Origin of the sequence: Cupriavidus sp. DF5525, from assembly GCF_040149425.2 — a bacterium.
Lineage (GTDB): Bacteria > Pseudomonadota > Gammaproteobacteria > Burkholderiales > Burkholderiaceae > Cupriavidus > Cupriavidus pickettii_A.
Genome location: NZ_CP168266.1, coordinates 2,736,476 through 2,752,221 on the forward strand (window position 1 = coordinate 2,736,476; position 15,746 = coordinate 2,752,221).

Consider the following 15,746-nt stretch of genomic DNA (forward strand, 5'->3'; position numbering starts at 1 on the left):
AGCATGCGCAATCTCGACGAGGACACCATCACCCAGGCGGTGCTGGCACGCCTGGCCGACACGCCCGATCCACGCGTCAGGGAGATCGTCGCCAGCCTGGTGCGGCACCTGCACGACTTTGCCCGTGACGTGAGGCTGACGGAAGCGGAGTGGTTGCAGGGCATCCGCTTCCTGACCGCCACCGGCCACAAGTGCGATGACAAGCGGCAGGAATTCATCCTGCTCAGCGACGTGCTCGGCCTGTCGATGCTGACGGTCTGCATGAACAACCGCAAGCCGGCCGGCTGCACCGAAGCCACGGTGTTCGGCCCGTTCCACGTGGAAGGCGCACCGCACTACGAGGATGGCGCCGATCTCGCCAACGGCGCCAAAGGAGAACCGTGCGAGGTGTCCTGCACCATCCGCGACCTCGCCGGTGAGCCGGTGCCGGGCGCGACCATCGACGTCTGGCAGGCCGATGCCGACGGCCGCTACGACGTGCAGTACGCCGGCCTGGACCAGGCTCAGGGGCGTGGCGTGCTGCATAGCGATGCGAACGGCAGGTTCCGCTTCCGCACGGTGCTGGCACAGGCGTACCCGATTCCGGATGACGGCCCGGTGGGTGACTTGCTGCGTGCCACCGGCCGCCACCCGTGGCGGCCCGCGCACCTGCATTTCATGATCCAGGCGCCGGGCTACGAGACGCTGGTCACCCATGTCTTCCGCAAGGGCGACCAGTATCTTGATTCCGACGCTGTGTTCGGCGTGCGCGAATCGCTGGTGGGCGAGTGGGTGCGGCAGGGCGATGGCAGCTGGCGGCTCGACTTCGACTTCGTGCTGAACCGCGCGGCGTGTTCAGATTAGGGGAGGGACCAGTTCGAAAGCCGCGAAGCTTGGGGCGGAAGTGAGTCGGGCATCACTGGCGCCGGGTATGCACTGGACGACCGCCCTGTGCGCCGCTAGAGGTGCGTAGGGCGGCCACCATTGCAGTCTCCTTTCGTCAGTATGGCGGGTTGACCACAACATACTGCGACCCCTGCGGCAGGTACCAGGTACTGCCGCATTGCTGGTAAACCATGCCACCGTAGTTGACAGGAACGCAGCTCGGCGGAACGGAGCGAACGAAGGAGCCCACCACCGCCGACGTGACCGCGACCGTGGCGGTGACCGCTGCGGCTGTCGCCACCGGGTGGTAATCGTTGTCCCAGCCGCAGCAGCCATGGCTATCGACATTTACGTTGACGTTCCGGTTGGTATTGACATTGACGTTGCGGCTGGCATTGACATTGTTGACGCTCGAGTTGCGGACGTTGTTGGTACGTACATCGGCACGCTGGTTGTTTACCTCGCGTGCGCCGCCGGCCGCGGCGGCGCGGCCTTGTCCACCGGCATGCGCGCCGGCGGCGCGGCCCTCGCCCCGAGCAGCTTCCGCGGTCGGCGTCCAGCCCGATGCCACCAGGACAAGCGCGGCCATGCACACCGCAAACGGCTTACCAAATGTGTAGGTCATGGCGATGCTCCTTTACCGGGCCTTCAGGGGAACAAACTCTGCCTGCCTGGCATCCTTGGGTGGCTTGAACGCGAACACGGAATCGCCGAACCTCGGATTCAGGTTCCACTTGTAAAGCGTGACCGATTGCGGCCTGGCCTCGTCGGACCGATTGGTGATGACGAGCTTGCGCGGCAGCGGCCGGCTGCCGGTGGCGATCCAGATCTGCCAGTCGAGCTGGCCCTGGCGGAAGGCATAGTGGTCGCACAGCTCGCCGCCGACGATGTCCTGGCCGGCAATCATCGCCGATTCCAGGTCGTCGAGCGGGGCGGCGGGCGTGCCCCACAGGAACAGGTCGGCCGAAGGAATCTCGACGCCGAACCGCTCCCTCAGGCGCTGGACGAGCACGCCGAGGTTGTCGGTGAAGTCCGCCTGCGAGTAGTACTTCTGCACGGGCATGGAAAGGGTCACCTTCTTGCCGTCATAGATCAGGTCGCGCTGCGAACGCGCGCTGCGCATCTGGGCGCGCAACCTGTCCGGCCGCCGGACATCGAGATCGGCCGTCGCCGCGTGCTGCAGCTTCTGGCCATCCATCAGCACCCGCTCCCCGGAAAGGTCGATGAAGACTTCGAACTGCTTGAGCGACTGGAGGTATTTACCCATGTCGTTCAGCGCCTGCACGGCGGCCGGGTCGACTGCCTTCGCATCAACCGGCGCCTTGGTGGGCGCAGCAGGCGTTGGGGCGGCCGAAGCCGCAGGCGGGCTTGGCGGCGTGCTGGAGGTCTTGGAAGGCGTGCTGCAAGCCGCCAGCGCGATGACTAGCAAGCTCAGAACCGGTATGCGTGCCATGGTGAACTCCAATAGAGGAGAATCCTTACCAGCGCAGGACGGGTGCCGTTGCCATGACGCCGGACTTGCGCGGCCGTGCCCTCATGCCAGCAATGGCGACGCCCGCAAATGTTCCATGACAGCCGGGCCTTAGTGAAGTGAAACTTTTTGCGGCGGACGTTAAGCCGCCTCGAAAGCCAGAAGTGCGGAACAATGCATAAATGTCACGAAGCCGGCGCAGCGCACCGGCCCGGGCTGACATACTGTCTTCCCGTTACTCACCTCAATCAATACTCGCGCCCGATTCCCGCACCAGCTTCGCCCACTTGTCCGTATCGTGCCGGATCAGCATCGAGAACTGCTCCGGTGTCGAAGTCAGCGGCGACGCCCCAGCGTGCACCAGCTTGTCACGCATCGCCTTGTCCTGCGCGATACGGGTGATCTCCTGCGACAGCCGGCTCGCGACCGCCGGCGGCAATCCGCGCGGCGCGACCACACCGAACCAGACGTCGGCCTCATAGCCGCTGATACCAGCCTCGGCCATGGTCGGCACGTCCGGCAGCGCTGGCGAGCGCGTAGCACTGGTCACCGCCAGCGCACGCAAGCGGCCCGCCTTCACGTGCGGCAGCGAGCCCGGCAGGTTGTCGAACATCAGCTGCACCTGGTTGGCCAGCAGGTCGGCCATTGCCGGTCCACTGCCCTTGTACGGCACGTGCACGATCTCAATGCCCGCCATCGACTTGAACAGTTCGCCCGAAAGGTGGTTGGTGGTGCCGTTGCCCGCCGAGCCCATGTTCAGCTTGCCGGGATTGGCCTTGGCATAGCTCACCAGTTCGCGCACGTTCCTGGCCGGCACGTTGGGGTTGACCACGAGGATGTTCGGCACGCCGGCGAACAGCGCCACCGGCGAGAAATCCTTCTGCGCATCGAACGGCAGCTTTTTGTAGAGCGTCGCGTTGATCGACTGCGTGCCCACGGTGCCGAACAGCAGGGTGTAGCCATCGGCCGGCGCCTTGGCCACCACGTCCGAGCCGATGGTGCCGCCAGCGCCGGGACGATTGTCCACGACGACCTGCTGGCCCAGCGTTTCGGACAGCCGGGTCGCCAGCACCCGGCCGAGCAGGTCGGTGGTACCGCCCGGGGGGAACGGCACCACCAGGCGAATCGGCTTGTCAGGGTAGGGGCCGGCGAGGGCCAGCGTGGTGGCGAGCGTAGTTGCTAGCGTCAGACACGTTGCAGCCAGCGCATGTGCGATTGGTTTCATGGGGGCGGGTTCTCCGTGGGACAAGGATAAGGGCAATGCCGGCTGCGATGCGCGCCGTGGTTCAGTGAATTGAGGCGGCGAGGTGGCCGACCGAGCGCTTGAGCGTCGCGCGGGCGGCGTCCAGGCGCGACCGTGTGGCGTCAAGGCTCTCCCGCGCCAGTTGGGTCGCGGCGTGCTGGGCGGCCACGTTGTCGCGCACCAGCGCCGGTGCCGGGCCGCCCGCTGCTGTGCGCGCGGCGACACCCTGCTCGGGATCCAGGCAGCGTGCTACCGCGGCCGCGCCCAGGCCCGCCGGGCGGCCCGCGACGCGCACCGCGGCGGCATCGACCATGTCCGCGCTGATTTCGTCCGCGGGAAGATGCTGGTCGAGCGCGTCGCGCACCACGGCACCGACGATGTGGTGGGCCTGGCGGAACGACATGCCGGCCTCGCGGACCAGCGCATCGGCGAGGTCTGTCGCCGTGGAGAAGTCGCGGCGTGCGCGCGACAGCATGCCGGCCCGTTGCGGCGTGGCGCTGGCGATCACCAGGCGCAGCAGCGACAGGCAGCGCAGGCATTCGTCGCCGGCCTCCCAGAAGCCGCGCATGCTTTCGCGGTTGCCGTCGCCGGAATGCGTGAAGTGGCTGCCCTTGAGCGCGGCCAGCGCACCGGTCAGCAGGCCCACCATGTGGCCGCCCTTGCCCTTCAGGTATTCGAGCACGACCGGGTTCTTCTTCTGCGGCATGATGCTGGAGGTGCCCGCCACGCTGTCCGGGAAGTCGATCAGGCCGAATTCCGGCGTGGCCCAGACGTACAGGTCCTGCGCCACGCGGCCCCAGGTGACGGCGGCGATGGTGATCGCCGACAGCATCTCCCACGCAAAGTCGCGCGATGCCACGGCATCGAGCGAGTTCGGCACGAAGGTGGAGAAACCCAGCCAGCGCGCCGTCGCCGCCCGGTCGATCGCGAATGCCGTGCCGGCCAGCGCGCCGGCGCCGAGCGGGCAGGCATCCAGCGCTGCCAGCGCCCGCTCCAGGCGCGCGATATCCCGGCCGAGCGCTTCGGCAAAGCCGGCGAGGTAGTAGCCATAGGTGATCGGCTGCGCTGCCTGCAGGTGGGTATACCCGGGCATCACCACGTCGGCGTAAGCGGCAGCCTGGTCCAGCGCCACCGAACGCACCGCGAGCATGGCATCCAGGATGTCCAGCGCCAGGTCGCGCGCGCGCAGCCGGTCATGCGTGGCGAGGATGTCGTTGCGGCTGCGCGCGACATGCAGCCTGCCGCCGGCGTCCGCGCCGGCGATCTGCATCAGGTGGGCTTCGTAGTTGAAGTACGCGTCTTCGCGCGCCGGATCCAGCTGCACGGCGCCGGCGCCCTCGGACTCGATGCGCTCCAGTGCCTGGGCCAGCACCGCAGCCACGTCCGCGGGGATCAGCTCAGTGCCGTGCAGCATCAGCAGGTGCGCCTGGTTGATGTCGGTGAGATAGCGGAAGCCGCTGCCGAACTCGCGCATCAGGCGCGGCAGGTAGATGTGTTCGCATACCTCGGCGGCGGTGGGCTGGGTCAGGCGGCGGCTGACTTTGGATTCCATGCTGTTCGATCTCCTGAAACGATGGAGCAAGTATGGAAATCCGCGGGATATATCGTCAAATCAGAACTTTGGCTGCAGATATGCGGATTTGATATGCTGCGGCTGCCCTCCGTGTTCCAGCCCAGCGCCCCCATGAACTACAAGCAGATCGAAGCGTTCCGTGCCGTCATGCTCACACGCTCCATGACCGAGGCGGCGGCGCAGCTGCACACCTCGCAGCCGAATATCAGCCGCGTGATCGGCCAGCTGGAGCGCGAAACGGGCTTCCGGCTGTTCGAGCGGGTCGGCAACCGGCTCGCGCCCACCGACGAGGCCGAGGCCCTGTTCCTGGATGTGGAGCGTTCCTTCGTTGGCCTGGACAGCCTGCGTGCCTCGGCGCGGTCGATCCGCGAGTCAGGGGTGGGCACGTTGCGTATCGGCACGGTGCCGTCGATTGCGATGAGCGTGATGCCGCAGGCCATCCTGGCCTTTCGCGAACGCTATCCGGACGTGCCGATCGCCGTGCATACCAACGATTCGCCCACGGTGGCCAAGTGGACCGCGGCGCGGTTCTGCGATATCGGGCTGGTGTCGTATATGGCCGAGACCACCGGCATCCGCAGCGAGCTGCTGCGCCGCGAGGACGGCGTATGCATCGTGCCGGCCACGCACCGGCTGGCGCGCAAGCGCCGCATCCACGCCAGCGACCTCGACGGCGAGCGCTTTATCTCGCTGACTCATGGCGACGGCACGCGCACCACGGTCGATGCCGCCTTCGTGCCGGATGACCGGCGCGTGTTGACGCTGGAGACGCCTTATGCCGCCACCATCTGCACGATGGTCGGCATGGGGCTGGGCGTCAGCGTGGTCAACCCGCTGGTGGTGCGCAGCCTGAAGCCGGCCGGCGTCAAGGCGATTCCGTTCGAGCCTGTCATCGCCTTCCAGAGCCATATCCTGTTCAACCCGCAGCGGCCGGTACCGGCGCTGGCGCAGTGGTTCCTGGCGTGCTTGCGGCGGGTGACGGGGTAAGGACAAGCCATTGCGGGCGCCAGCGGCAGGGCAGGCTTTAGCAAAGGCTTAAGCCATGCGCGCCGGCGCCGTAAAGGCCTGCAGGAACGCAAGTCCCGGCTGTGCCGCGGCGCTGCCTTCAATGACCGTCTTCAGCGTGGGTTCGGGCAGCCAGGGATAGGGCAACGACGACTGCAAGGCCGACAACACCGCCGCCCCCGGATCCGGCACCGAGTCCATCCGCTCGATATGAATATGCAGGCTGGCGATACGGTATGAACCGTCGTGCCCGGCGGCAAAGCCCCAGCGGTAGAAACCTTTCCCCGCGCGCAAGGTGTGGGCCGCCGTTTCGCGCATCACCACCAGCCACGGAATGGTCATGGTGTTCCCCGTGAACGCGGCGGCGGCGTCGCCGATGTAGTACGTCCGGCAGCGGTCGAACGTCCGCGCAAAGTCGCTCACCAGCGTCGCGGCGATGGCTGACGCGCCTTCCGTCTTCGCCGGAAAGCTGATGGTATCGGTGTCGATCGAGAACGTCAGCGACGCATCCTGCGCAAAAGCTTCAGCGATCAGCGCCGGCCGATTATTGTCCTTGGCCTCGACATAGAGGGCGAGCAGCGCTTTTGCCGCGGTGAGTGAGATCGGGTTCATGCCGGGTAACCTTTTGGGGTGTAGGGGATGGCACACAAGCGCCGGGGCGACGCAGGGAGTTTGATAGAATTTGGCACAAAGCTTGCATTGCAAGCTAAATGACCTAAGCGACGATGGCGACGAATCCTGCAAGCAAGACTCTGACGATCACGCACCCGGCTTGCCTGATCGATGGCTCGGACCGCGAGTTCCGGCACCTGGTCAATGGCCTGTTGCCGTTTGCCGCGCGGCTGCTTTCCGTGCGCGACGGCTTCGGCAGCCTGATCGGCCTGACCGGGGTACAGTACTCGCTGATCCGCTCCATTTCGCACCTTTCGCAGCAAGGCGAGGTAACGGTGAACCAGCTGGCCGACCACCTGCACCTGAGCGGCCCGTTCATTACCATCGAAACCGGCAAGCTGAAGAAGCTTGGCCTGATCGACAAGAAGGCCCATCCCGACGACAAGCGCAAGATGCGGCTGACCATCACGGCGGCGGGATCGAAGCTGCTCAATGAACTGCTGCCGGTGCAGCAGCAGATCAATGACGTGCTGTTCGACGGCGTCACCCGCACCGAATTCAAGGTGCTGTGCTCGGTGGTCGACCGCCTGGTCGCCAACGGCGACCGCGCCGCGCTCGACCTGGAGCACCTGCAGGCGCGCCGCCAGAAGGGCTAGCCCGCTGCCTTCAGTGCGCGGCCCACTGGACGGTGCCGACATCGATGCCCTCCTGGTGCATTTCCCATAGCGGGCTCAGTTCGCGCAGCCGCGACACCGTGGCGCTGACCTGCCGGATCACTTCATCGACTTCCGCTTCGGTGGTATAGCGGCCCAGCGTAAAGCGGATCGAGCTGTGCGCCAGTTCGTCGCTGCGGCCGAGCGCCCGCAGCACGAACGACGGCTCCAGCGAGGCTGAGGTGCAGGCCGAGCCCGAAGACACCGCCACGTCCTTAATGCCCATGATCAGGGATTCGCCTTCGACAAAGTTGAAGCTGATGTTCAGGTTGTGCGGGATGCGGTGCGCGAGGCTGCCATTGACGTAGACCTCGTCCAGCCGCGACAGCCCCGCCAGCAGCCGGTCGCGCAGCGCGCCTACACGGCGCGCTTCTTCCGCCAGTTCCAGTCTTGCCAGCCTGAAGGCTTCGCCCATGCCCACGATCTGGTGCGTCGGGAGGGTGCCGGAGCGCATGCCGCGCTCATGCCCGCCGCCGTGGATCTGCGCTTCCAGCCGGATGCGCGGCTTGCGTCGCACGTAGAGCGCGCCGATGCCCTTGGGGCCGTAGACCTTGTGCGCGGTCACCGTAAGCAGGTCGATCTTCAGCGCCTCCAGGTCGATGGGAACCTTGCCCGCCGCCTGCACCGCATCGCAGTGGAACACGATGCCTGCCGCGCGGCAGATCTCACCGATCTGCGCGACCGGCTGGATCACGCCGATCTCGTTGTTGACCATCATCACCGACACCAGGATGGTGTCCGGCCGCAATACGCCGCACAGCGTGTCGAGATCGACCAGGCCGTCTTCGCCGACATCCAGGTAGGTCACCGCAAAGCCCTGCCGTTCCAGCTCGCGGCAGGTATCGAGCACCGCCTTGTGCTCGGTCCTGACCGTGACGATGTGATTCCCCTTGCCCCGATAGAAATGCGCTGCGCCCTTGATGGCCAGGTTGTTGCCCTCGGTCGCGCCGGAGGTCCAGACGATCTCGCGCGGGTCAGCATTGAGCAGCGCCGAGACATGCGCGCGCGCGGCTTCCACCGCCTCTTCCGCCTGCCAGCCGTAGTAGTGGCTGCGCGAGGCCGGGTTGCCGAACTGGTGCTGCAGGAACGGGACCATCTTCTCGACGACGCGGGCGTCGACCGGCGTCGTCGCGCTGTAGTCCATGTAGATCGGAAGGGATTTCGGTTCGGTTGGCATGGGGCTCATTTCCTGGATGCGGAGGTGGGGAGGACCGTGTGCAGGCGAACCCGCTGGTCAAGGAAAGTGGGGCCGAGTCTAGCACCGGGTGCCCGCGCGCCGGGCGGGTGCCATGCTGCCGGTAGGGTTGCTTGACGCCTCTCCACTGGCTCTGCCGGCGTGTCTGGTGACCCGGCGTGCCGCCCGCAAAGTCTTGTTCAGCAAGGCTTTGCGGATTTCTTCAGGGGCCGGCGCGCGCGCCCTCCGGATCCCGCCTAGGGTTTCCACTAACTTGAATAGCGTTGTTACCTAGCATTCAATAATATCTAACTTACAAAGCTAATAAACAAAGCAATAGAGTTGATGGAACAAACATGCGTAGGAGTCGTGATGGCTGAGTCATCTGCCGGTCGTGGCGTCGAGATGGACGCCGATGCACAGCGCCGCTTCAGGAATGCGCTGGCGATGTTTGCAACGGGTGTCGCCGTGATCACGGCGCCGCGCGAAGAGGGGGTGCCGGTCGGCATCACGGTGGCGTCGTTCAACTCGGTGTCGCTGGACCCGCCGCTGGTGCTGTTCTCGGTCGACCGCCGCTGCCTGAGCCTTGGCGACTTGCGCACGGCCCCCCGCTTCGCGGTCAACGTGCTGGCCGAAGCGCAGCAGGAGATCTCGAACCGGTTCGCGAAGGCGAACACAGGCAAGTGGGAAGGCATCGACTTCGGCGCGCAGGACGGCGAGCGCCATGTGCTGCTGCCGGATGCGCTGGCCACGTTCGAATGCGAGCCCTACGCGCAGCACGACGGCGGCGACCACGTCATCTTCATCGGGCGGGTGGTCCGCCATCAGGCCCGGCACGACGGCCGGCCCCTGATCTTCTTTGGCGGCAAGTACCGGGCACTGGAAGACAGCCCGGCCGCCGCTTGAATCCACAAAACACAGGCAGTCAGGACAGGAGAACGACATGATCAAGACCGGTAGCCAACACATCGCGATGCTGCGCGATGGCCGCGAAGTGTATCTGGACGGCAAGCGGGTCACGGACGTCACGGTGCACCCGGCGTTCCGCAACTCGATTCGCAGCTACGCCAATCTCTACGATTACCAGGCGCGTCCCGAGAACATCGAGAAGATGACCTTCCAGCCCGCAGGCGCGGACCGGCGCGTGAGCCGCATCTGGGAGCTCCCCACCAGCTACAACGAGCTGGTCGAGCGCCGCCAGATGCTGGAAGCCTGGACCGCGCTGCACTATGGCTTCATGGGCCGCTCGCCCGACCATGTCGCCTCCTGTATCTCGGGCATGGTCATGGGCATCGACGTGCTCGAGCAGGCCGATCCCGCTCGCGCCGGTGCGTTGCGTGATTACTACCGCTATGCGCGGGACAACGACCTGTTCCTGACCTACGTCATCGTGAACCCGCAGGCCAACCAGGCCAAGGCGGCGCACGAGCAGGAAGACAAGTACCTGGCCGTGGGCATTGTCGACCAGGACGCCGAGGGCATCACGGTGCGCGGCGCGAAGATGCTGGCCACCAGCGGCATCATGGCCAACGAGGTGTTCTGCAGCTGCATCCAGCCGCTGCGCGAGGGCGACGAGATGTATGCGCTGTCGTTCGCGGTGCCGATGAACACCAAGGGGCTGAAGGTGATGTCGCGCAAGTCGTACGAGGCCAGCGCTACCTCGGTCTTCGACAACCCGCTCGCGAGCCGCTTCGACGAGAACGATGCCGTGCTCTATTTCGACGACGTCAAGGTGCCGTGGGACCGGATCTTCGTCGCGGGCGACGTAGCGATGTGCGCAAAGCAGTTCCACGCCACGCCCGCCCACGTCTACCAGAACTACCAGTGCCAGGTCCGGCTGATGGTGAAGCTGCGCTTCCTGGTCGGGCTCGCGCACCGGATCACCGAGATCAACGGCACCAACGGCTTCCCGCAGGTCAGGGAGCTGCTGGGCCAGCTCGCCGCGGAGGCGGGCATGGTCGAGGCCTGGGTCTACGGCATGGAGGCCAAGGGCCAGGTCAACCAGAACGGCTATTTCGTGCCCGACCGCAGCATGCTGTACGGCTCGCAGGTGGTGACGCAGCAGCTCTATGCCAAGGTGCTCAACACGCTGCGCGAGCTGGCCGGCGGCGGCATGATCATGCTGCCGTCGAGCATCGGGGATTTCGCCAACCCCGCGCTCGCCGGGATTATCGCCAAGACGCAGAAGTCGCCGGTGTGCAGCCCGGAGGAGCGCGTCAAGTTCTTCAAGCTGGCCTGGGATGCCGTCGGCTCCGAGTTTGCCTCGCGCCATAACCAGTACGAGATGTTCTACGCCGGCGCCACCTTCGTCACCAAGGGCCACGCCTACCGGACCTACGACTGGAAGAGCGCTTCCGGCCTGGTCGACCACATGCTCGGCAGCTACTCCCTCGAAGACGAACTGGCCCGGCTGCCGCAGGCGGCCTGACACGCCTGCATTGTTTCCCCCTTGCCCCGATAACGGAGATCAGCATGGCAATCAACAAGCTTCACGACGAATTCCATACCGTAGACCTGGCGTCCGGCTGGGAGGTCCCTCACGGCTATCCCGCCGGCATCCAGCAGAAGATCCTGTCCGGCGCGCTGGACGAAGGCGGCCGCGGCGGCAGCCGCACCCGCCTGCTGCGCTTTGACCCGGGTGTCTTCACCACCGCGCCGTTCGTGCACGAGTACTGGGAGGAGGTTTACCTGCTCAGCGGCGACCTGACCGTCGGCAACGATGTCAACGGGGAGGGCGGCGAAGCCTTCGCGCCCAACACCTACGCCTGCCGTCCGCCCGGCGCATTCCATGGTCCGTTCAAGTCGAGCGGCGGTTGCATGCTGCTGGAAATCCACTACTACGACCCGGCCTGATCATGGAAGCCACCGTAGCCTCCACCAGACGCCAGCTTGCCGACGGCAGCGCCAATGCGCAGTCACTGCTGGCAGCGTGCGTCGAACGCATCTGCAATCCGGGCGGCGAAGGCGCGCGCGTCTTCCCGCATGGCGTCAGCATGGCGGCCCGCAAGCAGGCCCAGGCGAGCGACATGCTGCGCGAACAGGGCGTGGCGGGCCCGCTTGCAGGGTTGCCCGTCTCCGTGAAGGACCTGTTCGACGTGCAGGGCGACGTGACCCGCGCCGGTGCCCGCGTGCTGCCGGAGCGGCCCGCCGGTGCGGATGCGCCGCCCATCGCCCGCTTGCGTGCGGCGGGGGCTGTGCTGGTCGGGCGTACCAATATGACCGAGTTCGCCTACTCCGGTGTCGGCATCAATCCGCACTATGGCACGCCGCGCAACCCGTTCGACCGGCAAGCCGGCCGCATTCCGGGCGGATCGTCGTCCGGGGCAGCGGTGTCCGTGACCGACGGCATGGCGCTGGCCGCGGTCGGTTCGGACACCGGCGGCTCCTGCCGCATCCCCGCGGCGCTGTGCGGCATCGTCGGCTTCAAGCCCACGGCAAGCCGCGTGCCGCTGCAGGGTGCGGTACCGCTGTCGCCCAGCTACGACTCGGTCGGGTGCCTGGCCAATACGGTTGCGTGCTGTGCCGCCGTCGATGCGGTGATGGCAGGCGAAGAGGGGCCCACGGCAGCGGTGCCGCTCGTGGGCCTGCGCCTGGCCGTGCCGACCGGGCTGGTGCTGGAAGGCATCTCCGATGAGGTTGCCGAGGTCTTCAGCCGCACGCTGCGCCGGCTGTCCGCGGCTGGCGCGTTGCTGCAGGACGTGGAGTTCGACAGCTGGGACCAGCTGGCCGAGCTCGGCGCCCACGGCGGCATGGTTGCCGCCGAGGCCAGCGCATGGCACGGCAGCCTGGTGGCGGCGCATGCCGACCGCTATGACCCGCGCGTGCTGTCGCGCATCCGGCTGGCGGACGGGCAGCGCGCCGCCGATTACCTGCGCATGCGGCAGCGCCGCGGCGAGCTGTGCCGGCGGGCGGACGCCGAACTGGCGGGCTTCGATGCCGTGGTCCTGCCGACCGTGCCGATCGTCGCGCCGCGCATTGCGGACCTCGACGATGACGACACCTTTTTTGCCACCAACCGGCTGCTGCTGCGCAACCCGGCCATCGCCAACATGCTGGACCTGTGCTCGCTGTCGGTCCCTTGCCATCGCCACGGCGAGGCGCCGGTCGGCCTGATGCTGTTCGGCCGCCACCTTGCCGACCGCAGGCTGCTGGCGATCGGCATGGGGATCGAGTCGGCGCTGCGCCATGAACGAGGTTAGACCCCGGCGGCAGCGCCGCCGACCGTAATACCCGGCATTTCCATAAATACATAGGAGACAACATGCCTGATATCCGTATCGGCGCGGCCGTGCTTGCCTGCGCCACCCTGTTCGCGGCGACTGCCGCGACGGCGCAAACAGCTCCCGTCAGCGCACCCGTCAGCGACGGCGTGGTCAAGGTCGGTGTCCTGACCGACATGTCGTCCATCTTTTCCGACATCGGCGGCAAGGGCTCGGTGGTGGCCGCGCAAATGGCCGTGGACGATTTCGGCGGCAAGGTGCTGGGCGCACCGATCCAGGTGGTGAGCGCCGACCACCAGAACAAGACCGACGTGGCTGCTACGCTGGCGCGCGGCTGGTTCGACAACCAGAAGGTCGACATCATCCAGGACGCGCTGCCGTCCTCGGTGGCGCTGGCCGTCTCCAACCTGGGCAAGCTCAAGCGCAAGATCGTCATTGCCAGCGGCGCCGGCACCACGCGCCTGAGTAACGAGGATTGCTCGCCTTACACTATCCAGTACTCGTACGACACCTACGCATTCGCCGCTAATACCGTCAAGGCCCTGGCACGGCGCGGCGACAACAGCTGGTACTTCCTGACCGTCGACTATGCCCTTGGTGCATCGCTCGAGAAGGACGGTACCGAGGCGCTGTCGGGCGTCGGCGGAACCATCAAGGGCAAGGCGAAGCATCCGATCAATTCGGCGGACCTGTCGTCCTACCTGCTGCAGGGGCAGGCTTCCGGCGCGAAGGTGATCGGCCTGGCCAACGCGGGCGCCGACACGGTCAATGCGATCAAGACGGCAGCGGACTTCGGCATGAACGGCGCGGGCAAGCAGAGGCTGGCCGGGCTGCACATGTTCATCAGCGACATCCACAGCCTGGGGCTGAAAGCCGCACAGGGCATGACGCTGACCACGGCGTTCTACTGGGACCGCGATGACGCCACGCGCGCCTGGTCGCAACGGTTCTTCGAGAAGACCGGGCGCATGCCGACGCTGGTCCATGCCGGCGTGTATTCGTCGACGATGCACTACCTCAAGGCGGTCCAGGCCGCGCGCACGGACGAAAGCGATGCCGTGCTGGCCAGGATGCGCGCGACGCCGGTCAATGACTTCTTCGCCAGCAACGGCACGATCCGCGCCGACGGCCTGATGGTCCACGACATGTACCTGGTCGAAGTGAAGCGCCCGCAGGAGTCGAAGCGGCCCTGGGACTACTACAAGATCAAGGCCGTGATCCCCGCGAACGAAGCATTTCGTCCGCTCAGCGCAAGCACCTGCCCGCTGGTCAGGAAGTAAGCCCCATCTACCTGGCCGGCGCCGGCACGTGTGCCAGCACCGGTCAGCCACAACACCGCAGAGAGCATCCGAAATGAAAACCCTTACCTTTGATATCGAAACCCGCCTCGGCAAGTCGCAGCGCGCCGTCACCATCTGCCAGTTGGTCGTGGCCGGATGGACCGGCCGGGACGTCGAAGCCATGGAGGCCCACATCCGCGAGCTGGAGGAACTGGGCGTGAAGCGTCCCGCCTATACCCCGGTCTTCTATCGCGTCGCGGCGGCGCGGCTGGGTACCGCGGGGGAGATCCAGGTCAGCGGCGAAGCGAGCAGCGGCGAGGCCGAGTTCCTGCTGGTCAGGGATGGCGGCGAGATCCTGGTGGGCATCGCCTCGGACCATACCGACCGCGAGGCCGAGACCTACGGCATTACCGTATCGAAGCAGATGTGCGAAAAGCCCTGTGCGCCGACCTTGTGGCGCCTGGCCGAAGTGGCGGGACACTGGGACCGGCTGGTGCTGCGCTCCTACGCCACCATCGACGGCGAACGTGTGCTGTACCAGGAGGGCCCGGTGACGGCCATGCGGTCCCCGACCGACCTGCTGGAGCGGTTCGCCGGCCACGGTGGTGACTTTGGCGAGGGCGCGGCCATGCTGTGCGGCACCTTGCCCGCCATCGGCGGCATCCGCCCGGCCGAGCGCTTCGAGATCGAACTGGAAGATCCGGTGCTTGGGCGCACGCTGCGCCATGCATACGCGGTCGCGACGCTGCCCGTCGAGGGTTGAGCATGGCGCGCCATCCACATTGCCACGGCAGCGCTACGGAGTTACGCCCATGCCCCAAGACGACCTGATACTGGCCACCCGGAACCTCGGGAAATCCTTCCGCGGCTTCACGGCGGTGAGCGATGTCAACCTGCGGGTGCGACGCGGGTCGATCCATGCATTGATCGGGCCCAACGGCGCGGGCAAGACCACTTGCTTCAACCTGCTCACCAAGTTCCTGGAGCCGACCACCGGCACCATCCTATTCAACGGCATCGACATCACCCGCGAGAAGCCCGCGCAGATCGCGCGCCGCGGCGTGATCCGTTCCTTCCAGATCTCGGCGGTGTTCCCGCACCTGACGGTGATGGAGAACGTGCGCATCGGCCTGCAGCGCCAGCTTGGCACCGCGTACCAGTTCTGGCGCAGCGAGCGCTCGCTGAACGTGCTCAACGACCGCGCCATGGAACTGCTCGAGCAGGTCGGGCTGACCGAGTTCGCGCACACCGTCACGGTGAACCTGCCGTACGGCCGCAAGCGCGCGCTCGAGATCGCCACGACGCTGGCGATGGAGCCCGAGCTGATGCTGCTGGACGAACCCACGCAGGGCATGGGCCATGAGGACGTGGACCGCGTCACGCAGCTGATCAGGAAGGTCTCGGCGGGCCGCACCATCCTGATGGTGGAGCACAACATGAGCGTGGTGTCGTCGATCGCGGACAAGATCACGGTGCTGCAGCGCGGCGCGATCCTGGCCGAGGGCCCTTACGCTGAAGTGTCGAAGGACCCGCGCGTGATGGAGGCCTACATGGGCACTGTCGACGCGGAACTGCAAGGCGCGCACTGAGG

At 66.4% G+C, this 15,746-nt stretch carries 16 protein-coding genes; 10 read left to right on the plus strand and 6 right to left on the minus strand.

What is annotated here, in order from left to right; all coding sequences use genetic code 11:
• Nucleotides 1–3 precede the first annotated feature (3 nt).
• Nucleotides 4–843, plus strand: a complete 840-nt coding sequence (locus tag ABNX08_RS33715; protein ID WP_022537529.1) for an intradiol ring-cleavage dioxygenase — start codon at nucleotides 4–6, stop codon at nucleotides 841–843.
• 136 nt (nucleotides 844–979) lie between these two features.
• Here the strand turns inward: ABNX08_RS33715 and ABNX08_RS33720 are convergent, their stop codons facing one another.
• The 4 genes from ABNX08_RS33720 to argH form a co-directional block, all read right to left on the minus strand.
• Nucleotides 980–1,489, minus strand: a complete 510-nt coding sequence (locus tag ABNX08_RS33720) for a hypothetical protein (RefSeq protein ID WP_022537530.1) — start codon at nucleotides 1,487–1,489, stop codon at nucleotides 980–982.
• Nucleotides 1,490–1,501: 12 nt separating this feature from the next.
• Nucleotides 1,502–2,317 carry a DUF2092 domain-containing protein gene (locus ABNX08_RS33725; protein ID WP_022537531.1) on the minus strand — a complete coding sequence of 272 codons (816 nt, stop codon included), beginning with the start codon at nucleotides 2,315–2,317 and terminating at the stop codon, nucleotides 1,502–1,504.
• A gap of 262 nt (nucleotides 2,318–2,579) precedes the next feature.
• Nucleotides 2,580–3,560: a tripartite tricarboxylate transporter substrate binding protein gene (locus ABNX08_RS33730; RefSeq protein ID WP_022537532.1), complete on the minus strand. Its 981-nt coding sequence runs from the start codon at nucleotides 3,558–3,560 to the stop codon at nucleotides 2,580–2,582.
• A 61-nt stretch (nucleotides 3,561–3,621) separates the two neighbouring features.
• Nucleotides 3,622–5,130: an argininosuccinate lyase gene (gene argH / locus ABNX08_RS33735; protein WP_022537533.1), complete on the minus strand. Its 1,509-nt coding sequence runs from the start codon at nucleotides 5,128–5,130 to the stop codon at nucleotides 3,622–3,624.
• A gap of 132 nt (nucleotides 5,131–5,262) precedes the next feature.
• Between argH and ABNX08_RS33740 the strand changes: the two genes are divergently transcribed.
• Nucleotides 5,263–6,138, plus strand: a complete 876-nt coding sequence (locus ABNX08_RS33740; RefSeq protein ID WP_041681912.1) for a LysR family transcriptional regulator — start codon at nucleotides 5,263–5,265, stop codon at nucleotides 6,136–6,138.
• A 48-nt stretch (nucleotides 6,139–6,186) separates the two neighbouring features.
• Here ABNX08_RS33740 and ABNX08_RS33745 read toward each other — a convergent pair whose 3' ends face one another.
• The gene (locus tag ABNX08_RS33745; RefSeq protein WP_022537535.1) at nucleotides 6,187–6,768 is read right to left on the minus strand and encodes a nuclear transport factor 2 family protein; all 582 of its coding nucleotides are present in this window, start codon (nucleotides 6,766–6,768) and stop codon (nucleotides 6,187–6,189) included.
• Between the two features lie 113 nt (nucleotides 6,769–6,881).
• Here ABNX08_RS33745 and ABNX08_RS33750 point away from each other — a divergent pair, with 113 nt between their 5' ends.
• Nucleotides 6,882–7,424, plus strand: coding sequence for a MarR family winged helix-turn-helix transcriptional regulator (locus tag ABNX08_RS33750; protein WP_022537536.1), 543 nt, complete (start codon nucleotides 6,882–6,884; stop codon nucleotides 7,422–7,424).
• A gap of 10 nt (nucleotides 7,425–7,434) precedes the next feature.
• On the opposite strand, the gene ABNX08_RS33755 is transcribed toward ABNX08_RS33750, so the two are convergent.
• Nucleotides 7,435–8,658, minus strand: a complete 1,224-nt coding sequence (locus ABNX08_RS33755; protein ID WP_022537537.1) for an IscS subfamily cysteine desulfurase — start codon at nucleotides 8,656–8,658, stop codon at nucleotides 7,435–7,437.
• Between the two features lie 369 nt (nucleotides 8,659–9,027).
• Here ABNX08_RS33755 and ABNX08_RS33760 point away from each other — a divergent pair, with 369 nt between their 5' ends.
• From ABNX08_RS33760 to ABNX08_RS33790, 7 genes are all read left to right on the plus strand, one after another.
• Nucleotides 9,028–9,561, plus strand: coding sequence for a flavin reductase family protein (locus ABNX08_RS33760; protein WP_022537538.1), 534 nt, complete (start codon nucleotides 9,028–9,030; stop codon nucleotides 9,559–9,561).
• A gap of 37 nt (nucleotides 9,562–9,598) precedes the next feature.
• A complete protein-coding gene (locus ABNX08_RS33765; RefSeq protein WP_022537539.1) occupies nucleotides 9,599–11,083 on the plus strand; it encodes a 4-hydroxyphenylacetate 3-hydroxylase family protein in 1,485 nt (494 codons plus the stop codon).
• A gap of 44 nt (nucleotides 11,084–11,127) precedes the next feature.
• Nucleotides 11,128–11,508 (plus strand): cupin, encoded by a 381-nt coding sequence (locus tag ABNX08_RS33770; protein ID WP_022537540.1) that lies wholly within the window; start codon nucleotides 11,128–11,130, stop codon nucleotides 11,506–11,508.
• 2 nt (nucleotides 11,509–11,510) lie between these two features.
• Nucleotides 11,511–12,854: an amidase gene (locus tag ABNX08_RS33775; protein WP_022537541.1), complete on the plus strand. Its 1,344-nt coding sequence runs from the start codon at nucleotides 11,511–11,513 to the stop codon at nucleotides 12,852–12,854.
• A gap of 62 nt (nucleotides 12,855–12,916) precedes the next feature.
• Nucleotides 12,917–14,155 carry an ABC transporter substrate-binding protein gene (locus tag ABNX08_RS33780; RefSeq protein ID WP_022537542.1) on the plus strand — a complete coding sequence of 413 codons (1,239 nt, stop codon included), beginning with the start codon at nucleotides 12,917–12,919 and terminating at the stop codon, nucleotides 14,153–14,155.
• A 73-nt stretch (nucleotides 14,156–14,228) separates the two neighbouring features.
• Complete coding sequence (locus ABNX08_RS33785; RefSeq protein ID WP_022537543.1) at nucleotides 14,229–14,918, plus strand: DUF2848 domain-containing protein; 690 nt, start codon at nucleotides 14,229–14,231, stop codon at nucleotides 14,916–14,918.
• 49 nt (nucleotides 14,919–14,967) lie between these two features.
• Nucleotides 14,968–15,744, plus strand: coding sequence for an ABC transporter ATP-binding protein (locus ABNX08_RS33790; protein ID WP_022537544.1), 777 nt, complete (start codon nucleotides 14,968–14,970; stop codon nucleotides 15,742–15,744).
• Nucleotides 15,745–15,746 lie beyond the last annotated feature (2 nt).

Coding starts and splice junctions, on each gene's coding strand:
- ABNX08_RS33720 (WP_022537530.1), bottom strand. CDS start 1,489: ATGACCTACACATTTGGTAAGCCGTTTGCGGTGTGCATGGCCGCGCTT.
- ABNX08_RS33745 (WP_022537535.1), bottom strand. CDS start 6,768: ATGAACCCGATCTCACTCACCGCGGCAAAAGCGCTGCTCGCCCTCTAT.
- ABNX08_RS33770 (WP_022537540.1), top strand. CDS start 11,128: ATGGCAATCAACAAGCTTCACGACGAATTCCATACCGTAGACCTGGCG.
- ABNX08_RS33765 (WP_022537539.1), top strand. CDS start 9,599: ATGATCAAGACCGGTAGCCAACACATCGCGATGCTGCGCGATGGCCGC.
- ABNX08_RS33785 (WP_022537543.1), top strand. CDS start 14,229: ATGAAAACCCTTACCTTTGATATCGAAACCCGCCTCGGCAAGTCGCAG.
- ABNX08_RS33790 (WP_022537544.1), top strand. CDS start 14,968: ATGCCCCAAGACGACCTGATACTGGCCACCCGGAACCTCGGGAAATCC.
- ABNX08_RS33715 (WP_022537529.1), top strand. CDS start 4: ATGCGCAATCTCGACGAGGACACCATCACCCAGGCGGTGCTGGCACGC.
- ABNX08_RS33750 (WP_022537536.1), top strand. CDS start 6,882: ATGGCGACGAATCCTGCAAGCAAGACTCTGACGATCACGCACCCGGCT.
- ABNX08_RS33780 (WP_022537542.1), top strand. CDS start 12,917: ATGCCTGATATCCGTATCGGCGCGGCCGTGCTTGCCTGCGCCACCCTG.
- ABNX08_RS33755 (WP_022537537.1), bottom strand. CDS start 8,658: ATGCCAACCGAACCGAAATCCCTTCCGATCTACATGGACTACAGCGCG.
- ABNX08_RS33760 (WP_022537538.1), top strand. CDS start 9,028: ATGGCTGAGTCATCTGCCGGTCGTGGCGTCGAGATGGACGCCGATGCA.
- ABNX08_RS33730 (WP_022537532.1), bottom strand. CDS start 3,560: ATGAAACCAATCGCACATGCGCTGGCTGCAACGTGTCTGACGCTAGCA.
- ABNX08_RS33775 (WP_022537541.1), top strand. CDS start 11,511: ATGGAAGCCACCGTAGCCTCCACCAGACGCCAGCTTGCCGACGGCAGC.
- ABNX08_RS33740 (WP_041681912.1), top strand. CDS start 5,263: ATGAACTACAAGCAGATCGAAGCGTTCCGTGCCGTCATGCTCACACGC.
- ABNX08_RS33725 (WP_022537531.1), bottom strand. CDS start 2,317: ATGGCACGCATACCGGTTCTGAGCTTGCTAGTCATCGCGCTGGCGGCT.
- argH (WP_022537533.1), bottom strand. CDS start 5,130: ATGGAATCCAAAGTCAGCCGCCGCCTGACCCAGCCCACCGCCGCCGAG.